6 protein-coding genes are annotated in these 7,413 nt (G+C 38.0%); all 6 read left to right on the top strand.

What is annotated here, in order from left to right:
* Positions 1 to 810, top strand: an 810-nt coding sequence (locus tag ACOTXR_RS24690; RefSeq protein WP_421767129.1) for a TnsA endonuclease N-terminal domain-containing protein, incomplete at its 5' end; no start/stop codon positions are given.
* The gene (locus tag ACOTXR_RS24685; protein WP_421767128.1) at positions 797 to 2,920 is read left to right on the top strand and encodes a transposase; all 2,124 of its coding nucleotides are present in this window, start codon (positions 797 to 799) and stop codon (positions 2,918 to 2,920) included. The genes ACOTXR_RS24690 and ACOTXR_RS24685, both read left to right, overlap by 14 nt.
* Positions 2,920 to 4,368: an ATP-binding protein gene (locus ACOTXR_RS24680; protein ID WP_001049180.1), complete on the top strand. Its 1,449-nt coding sequence runs from the start codon at positions 2,920 to 2,922 to the stop codon at positions 4,366 to 4,368. The genes ACOTXR_RS24685 and ACOTXR_RS24680 overlap by 1 nt, the downstream gene beginning before the upstream one ends.
* 40 nt (positions 4,369 to 4,408) lie before the next feature.
* Complete coding sequence (locus tag ACOTXR_RS24675) at positions 4,409 to 5,965, top strand: TnsD family Tn7-like transposition protein (RefSeq protein WP_310834734.1); 1,557 nt, start codon at positions 4,409 to 4,411, stop codon at positions 5,963 to 5,965.
* An 11-nt stretch (positions 5,966 to 5,976) separates the two neighbouring features.
* A complete protein-coding gene (locus ACOTXR_RS24670) occupies positions 5,977 to 6,903 on the top strand; it encodes a hypothetical protein (RefSeq protein ID WP_001493476.1) in 927 nt (308 codons plus the stop codon).
* A 352-nt stretch (positions 6,904 to 7,255) separates the two neighbouring features.
* Positions 7,256 to 7,413 (top strand): helix-turn-helix transcriptional regulator (locus tag ACOTXR_RS24665; protein WP_263926688.1); only part of this gene is annotated, 158 nt, incomplete at its 3' end.

Raw genomic sequence — 7,413 nt, 5'->3', positions numbered from 1 at the left:
GATTATGAAAATGCGCTAGGTGACGGCATAGGAGTGGGCTATGGCCAAAGTTATCAGCCCTGGCTTAGAGCTCAGGACGTTAAATCCCGTGGAAACCGTTCGATAGTCTTTGGCCTTAAGACGTTTCGAAACCATCATCTCCTTTCTTCTGTCGAAAGTAACTTTTTCTATCTGGCTGAGTTTAATGACTCGGTGATTGATATCCGGGAACAATTCCCACTCTTTCCTCTCCGGCTTACCCAACAAATAGCAAATCATCTACATTTTCAACATCCTATGGTGAGGGGAGTAAGAGGAGTACCTGTCGAAGTTCTGAATGTTATGACAACCGATTTTTTACTGACCTTGAGAACTCCTGAAGGCGGACTTCGATACAAAGCTATAGCAGTAAAACATAACGAGAGCATACCTGAACGCGAAGCCCAAAAACTTGAAATAGAGAGGATGTTTTGGCAGTTGATTGATGTTGAGTTTCAAATTTATGTTGGCTCGGAACTCAATAACGTCGTCGGTAAAAACATTTGCTGGGCTACTTCTGTATTAAGAGATGGTTCTGAATTTTATGATAAATATCCTCTTGATAAAATCCTATGGAAGCTTAAACCAGATGTTTATCCCATAGTAGGACTACGTGCAATGATTTCATCAATCTTTGGGGTAGATGCACAAGAAGCGATGATGTTATTGCAGGCAATGATTGGATTAAAAATGATAAATGTTGATTTATCATATCCAATACTCGAAACCGGTCTGATAAAGATAATTTCCAATGACCACTATATAGGACTGAACGCAAATGGATATTATTAGGAATTCAGTCTGGCTCTCTCAAGGCACTGATTTGCTTGCAGAGGGACTTTACCGTGTTTTGGATTTTGACAGAAAGGTCGATTTGTTAATTTTGTTTAAAATAAAATCAGAAAGAACGGGTAAGCCAATCCCTTTCTCATTTTCAATGTTTAAATATTATATTGAATCAAATAGCATAACTTGTAAAGATTATATATATCCTTCATATATGTTAGTAGATGAGAAAGAATTAACAGATAAAGACAGAGGAAGGCGAGATGAAAAGTACAATATCATTAAAGATCTTGTAGATGACAGAATGTTTCTGTTCGACTATGCATTACATAAAAAGTCGCACCTTTTAATGGATTACTCAAGAAATAAAAAAATATCACAATATACTATCAGAACGCTTCTGGCGTTGTATTGGCGACATGGGCAGGATATTTATGCATTGCTACCCGCATTCTCGAACTGTGGCGCCGCTGGGAAAAGTAGAATCAAACATGAAATTAAACTTGGGAATTCCAAAAAAAACAGAGCATTACCTAATGAACGATCACGTGTTTTCATTCTTAATGAAAGAGATATAAATAATATTAGAAAATCTCTCATTACGTATCATTATAAAGTTAACGGAGATACGATAAAGAAAACATTAGAGAGACATATTGATTTGTATTTTAGGGATGAAATTAAAACAGCAAACCTAGAAAATAGAGCTCCATATGTTCCTTCTTTAAAACAATTTTCATACTGGAATAAAAAACTCTTCACTAAAGATTTCTCGATAAATAAGAAGAACACGAAAAAAGAAATAGACCTCAAAATGCGGGCGCTTTTAGGTAGTGTGGCTAATACAACTGTTTTGCCGGGTGATGTTTTCGAAATAGACTCAACTGTCGCTGATGTACATCTTATTTCGAGTTTAAACAGACGAAAAGTCATTGGGCGTCCTACTATTTATACAGTGGTGGATCGTGCAACAAGAATGATTGTTGGCCTTCATGTTTCTTTATACCATGCTTCATGGCGAGCCGCCCGACAAGCGTTAGCAAATTGCTTTATGCCAAAAAAAGAATATTGTAGATTATTTGGAATCTCTATTACTGATGATGATTGGCCTTGTTCTCACATTCCATTAACATTGATGTGTGACAACGGGGAGATGATTGGTCTTAAACCTCAGGAAGAGATGACCCCCCTGACAAAACTTGAGTTTGCGCCAGTCGGTAGAGGCGACAGAAAAAGCATTGTTGAACGCTGTTTCGGCATTCTGAATGATGAGGTTATTCATAGGCTTATTGGAACAACACGAAGGGGAAAGATTGTTAAAGGAGAGCCAACACCGCAATCCAGGGCTTGTTTAACGATTCAGGAGGTCACGTCTTTACTGATTCGGGAGATACTTGCACATAATCAGAGAACGTATGAGGAACTGGCTTATATCAATCCCTTACTGATTGAAAATGATCTCGTAATATCACCAAAAAATAGTTGGATGATAAGCTTAAAGCACGGGAGATTCAGCGCAAGAGCCGTTGGGGCCGACGAAGTGATCGCACGATTGTTAATCCCTGTGAACGCTAACATTACCGCCGGTGGGATTCAGTACAATAATCTTTTTTATGAATGTGATCCTGAAATTGCATCAGGTGTCAGAGTATTTGGAAGAACCACTTGTGAAGCAAGAATAGATGACAATTGCGTAGATTATATATATGTAAGATTTGACAAAAATAGCATTTTCAAAAAACATTACCTACTTAAGAAAAGAGATGTATTTAAAGGGAAAGCTCATCTTGATACAGATGTAATGGCTGATTGGGTAGATACTCAAAAAGAAATTAATTTATTTACTCTGGATTCGCTCAGCAATATCAATAATAAAGATGAATTTAACAGGAAAGGTAACGAAAGATTAAATGAAATATACGAATCTCGCCGGGTACATGGTAAAGATATTAAAAAGAACAGGAAAAATGAACTTGATTCATTAGGGCGAACTCATGTTGCTAATGGAAGATCTGAACCCCTACTTCCTTCATCCAGTAATGTTCTGCTTTTGCCTGGTCGGGAGGAGAAACAAAGATGGTTAAAAGGTAAGAAGAAGACTGAGGACGCAGAATAATGAATCTTATACGGCGCGTTTCAGCGATATATAAAGAACAGGAGTTACCTGAGTATCGTGGCAATCCCTTAATTGAAGCACTTCCTGAAGCGCTTACGGAAGATGAAGTACTTCTGGAAATGAGTTATTTCCCCGAAATTGACGAAAAAATCCGCTGGACTGCCCCGGCGAATGTTAGAGAGCAGTATGTCGAACGTATAAAGAAATTCCGTTGCCCTCAAACCAATCTTATCCAGGCTTATAAGATGATCTTACGGGCACTTAGGGAAAGCTATGCAGCTCGTAATCCTTTAAAAAGCGGAACAATTCAATATCTTCATTACTATGGAAATGAGCGTCCTGATATTGAGCCAGAAAGTGGATATTTTAAATCCCAGGCTGAAACTATTACGATAGTTGGAATGAGTGGTTCTGGAAAAACTACCATGATTGAGCAAGTCATGGATCATTTCCCTCAGATTATAGAACACAGCAGCTATAAAGGAGTTTTTCCCGGCTTCAGTAAGCAAATTGTATGGGTAAAGATTAATTGTCCATACAATTCAAGTGTGAGAGACCTTTGTGAAGAGATTTTACAAAAATTAGATGATGCAATTGGTATTGAACGAACTACACCTGAGATTAGAAATGGTGCTCTGGCTCGCCAGATTGCACAAAGAATTAAATCATCATTTTTGGGTATCCTTGTTATTGATGAAATGCAGAGGCTTAAATTTTCAAGAACCGGGGGTGAGAGTAAGTTGATTGATTTTTTACATGAAATTGTAGATTCCATGGGGGTATCTATGGTTTTTTGTGGAAATCATCCTTTTGACGAGACGCTGACAAAGAAAATGAGAATTGCCAGGCGGGCAGAGTCTGGTGGTTACATGAAAATTAAGAATGTTAGATACGATTCACAAGACTGGCAATCGTTTATTCATTATTTATGGCCATTACAATGGACAAATGTTGAAACTCCATTAAATGATGAGTTAAACGAAAAATTATTCATTTTATCTAAAGGCAATATTGGATTGGCTCAGATGATTTATCGGGGGGCACAATTAAAGGTTATCGGTAGCGGCAATGAAATCATCACTGGCGCAGTCTTGTCGGCCTCTGTACCGGTACTCGTGAGTCATACGGAGGAATATAAGGATACTCCACTCCCGGGGGCCGCGACTGAAGATGAGGAAGCTAAATGGCTCTCTGCATCTAATGAGGGTGATGCTTCGGCTAAAATCATGGCAGAGAAGTCCCTAAAGTCTTTGATCCCTGGGGATATAGACAGGCCACAGCACAAGGAATTCGTAGGAAAAATAGACGAGGTTTTGCGCAATTTCGACGAGAAAATACTGTCTCTTGACCACGATCTTGTTATCAACAGAACAGCTGAAAAGAAAAATACCTACGATGCTCTTCAGCGTTGCGGGCTTATAAATATAGATCCACTTAATAAATTGTAATGAGGTAACAGTTCGTAACGGTCAAAGAGAGGTGTGGGAAATGAGAATGTTGCCTGTTTTGCCTGATGAATCCTTGTTCAGCCGGTTTTGTCGGACAACTACCGTGTACGGTATGTCCCCATCTTCTCTGTTAACGATCATTTTCAACAAACCTGATATGAACGTCCATCCAATTCTCAATTCAGGATTAAAGGCTATTTCTCTTCATACATCCGAAAGTGCAGATCAGCTCTGGCATGAACAGACTTTACTCCCTCTTTTTGCCTGGGCACTACCAATCAGTCGTAATGAAATTATGGATTTCAACACGACCCCTGCCAGGCTTAATCGATTGTGCCGCCTTAGTAATTTTTCACTAGGGCAGCGCACACTATTGAAGTTTTGCCCGGTTTGCGCTCGTGAAGATACTTTTCATTATGGTGTTACTTATTGGCATCTGGCGCATCAGCTTCATGGGGTTACAACCTGCCATCGGCATCCGGTAGCGCTTGAAAGCATCCATGTCCCTTCTTCACCGCACATACGTATTGGACTGATGCCTCCTGTTTCGTATACAGAACAACTTAGCAATGAGATAGACTTCGATTTTGCTAAGTTTTGTTATGAGTCCCTAAATATAATCAGAAGAAAAGATATTACACACCCCAATTACATGGATGTACTTAAAAAGTTGAATTTATTATCATTGGATGGAAATTTAAAGAAAAATGTATTCTACGCACATGTTTATGCTAAGTGCCAGTTATTTGGGGAGGGTTCATCGGGACTTATACCAACATCCCTAACTGATTATCCTTACTGGGAGCCTATACTCAAAGACAAATGTTGTCAGCATCCCACAAAGCATCTTTTGCTTTGTTATTGTTTGTTAAATACTTGCTGGCCAACGTATGCAGGAAGTCGTACTAATAAAAAGAAAGAAATCTTTAAAAGTCATAAGAAATACAGTTTTCATATAGTTGAAAATAATACTAGTGTTAGCAACCTTGGGAAGGAATTTAGTCGCAGCAGATGTTACATTAAAACACTTATTTATAAAAAATACCTGAGGGTGTTTAAGCGAAACACAAAAATTAATATATTCACTGAATTGCTTATCAAGTCTATGGCTGTAAGGGGGTTTAGTCTGGCATCCATAGCTGAGAAAAACTCATTATCGGAAGGAGCTGTATCCTCTGTAATTTCATCTTGTTACGGTTTATGCTCATGGCGTAAAAAATGTAAAAAAGATTCTTTAAGACGGCGTCATAAGCAGAAAATATTAAGATTTATACATAATCAATCCGTTTCTATAACACGAAAGTTAGTCAAAGAAAGTTGTTATGCAAGTTTCTATTGGCTAAATAAACATGAATGTGACTGGCTTAATTCCTGTCTTCCTAAAACAATACGATGCTATAAAAATAAAAGAGTAGACTGGAGCGAGAGAGATATTATCTCATCATCATTAATAAATGATGTTTTATCTCAGGGGCAGTACTCGATGTCACTTACAAGTCTAGATGCTTTACTGGGAGGGCATGGCTGGCTTTTGAAATACAGAGATAAACTACCAATGACAATGATACTTCTCAGAAAAATGGAACTAATTAAATAAGAGGGAGTTATATGGTTTACGAAAATGAATTGTGGCACAGTTTTCTTCTGCGTTCACAGATAATGTATAACTTATCCAATTGCAGGAACATAATATCAAAGCATGGCGCACTAAGGTACGATGCCTTTCCTCGTTTCGAACTGATTGATATGTACAAATTGCATAGCTTGCAGGATATATATGACATTCTTGCCACTAGAAATGGTTATATACTAACTTCCAATATAGTGTCGTTATCTTCTGGTGTTTACGGGTATTTTAACGCTGTTGAAGATGCCTGTCGGAAAAATTTTCACATAACTAATTCATATCCATTGGTAAACATCTCAAACATTCGTTACTGTCACAAATGTATTGTTGAAGATATACACTCTAAAGGCATTGGTTATCTGCGTCATAGATGGTTGTTTGAATCTAAATGTGCAGTTCATAGTACCAGTTTATATGAGGTTTGTTTTGATAACTATTTGAATGCAGTGAAAGGACTTAGTGACTTAATTATAAGTGGAATAAATCCTCATGGTTATTGTTCCCTTGTGGTTGACGTTTCAAACCCTTTCAAAAATCCAGTGTATATATTACCATGTGCACGTAATAAAATTTTAAAATGGATTTCGGACAATAAAAATATGCTGATTTACTTTCTCTTTGATCTCTTCAAATGTAAGTCGCATTCAAGTTTATCTAAGGTTATCGAAGTCAAGGTAATGCATGATAGATATATTTCTGCGGTGTTCAAGATGTTAAGTGAAGTTAATTTTTGTAATTTCAACTCATTTATTTCTGATATTTTTGAGGACGTAAGTTATGCCTCTATCGGACTTGATGATTATTCTGTTAATGTGCATTTTCTCAGGCTAAGGGCTGCAGATTGTAAATTTTGCCAGTTGAATGGTAAATATTTTTGCTCACTTTACAATGTAAAACTTCTTCGCTAATTTCACTTCATTTATAAAATACTAAGAAAGCTAGTTAGATAAGGTTTTATATTTTGACTGGGGCAGGAATAAATTATCACTCATAGAGTTTCCCTGGGGGTTACCACCTGTGTATGATGCCGGTTAGCAACAACGTCTAAAAGACCTGCGATCACGTGGGTCCCTCTCCAGCAAAGGGGCAAGGGGTGCTATATAACGGTGTACTGCTTACCCAATACGGCCTTGTATTTGAAAGATGCCGCATCTTGGCAGGATTCGTATTACAGCCTATAGTCTGTTAATGAGCATTACAGCCTATATGCTGTAAATCCCTGCGTTATGCTTGTTAACTCGTCGATACGGAAGGTCACTTATGAACACTCAATACGCTTTGAAGACTTTGAATCAGTTACGTCCTGTTTTAATCGGCTTTCGCAAAGCCAATGGACTGACGCAAAAAGATGTTTCTGAACGTTTGGGTATAACACAGCAAACTTATGCCCGACTAGAGGCCAACCCTGCAAGTGCGGG

Origin of the sequence: Enterobacter cloacae complex sp. IR53030, from assembly GCF_049238365.1 — a bacterium.
GTDB lineage: Bacteria > Pseudomonadota > Gammaproteobacteria > Enterobacterales > Enterobacteriaceae > Enterobacter > Enterobacter kobei.
This window is presented reverse-complemented; position numbering and strand designations above follow the sequence as displayed.

Coding starts and splice junctions, on each gene's coding strand:
- ACOTXR_RS24685 (WP_421767128.1), top strand. CDS start 797: ATGGATATTATTAGGAATTCAGTCTGGCTCTCTCAAGGCACTGATTTG.
- ACOTXR_RS24680 (WP_001049180.1), top strand. CDS start 2,920: ATGAATCTTATACGGCGCGTTTCAGCGATATATAAAGAACAGGAGTTA.
- ACOTXR_RS24675 (WP_310834734.1), top strand. CDS start 4,409: ATGAGAATGTTGCCTGTTTTGCCTGATGAATCCTTGTTCAGCCGGTTT.
- ACOTXR_RS24670 (WP_001493476.1), top strand. CDS start 5,977: ATGGTTTACGAAAATGAATTGTGGCACAGTTTTCTTCTGCGTTCACAG.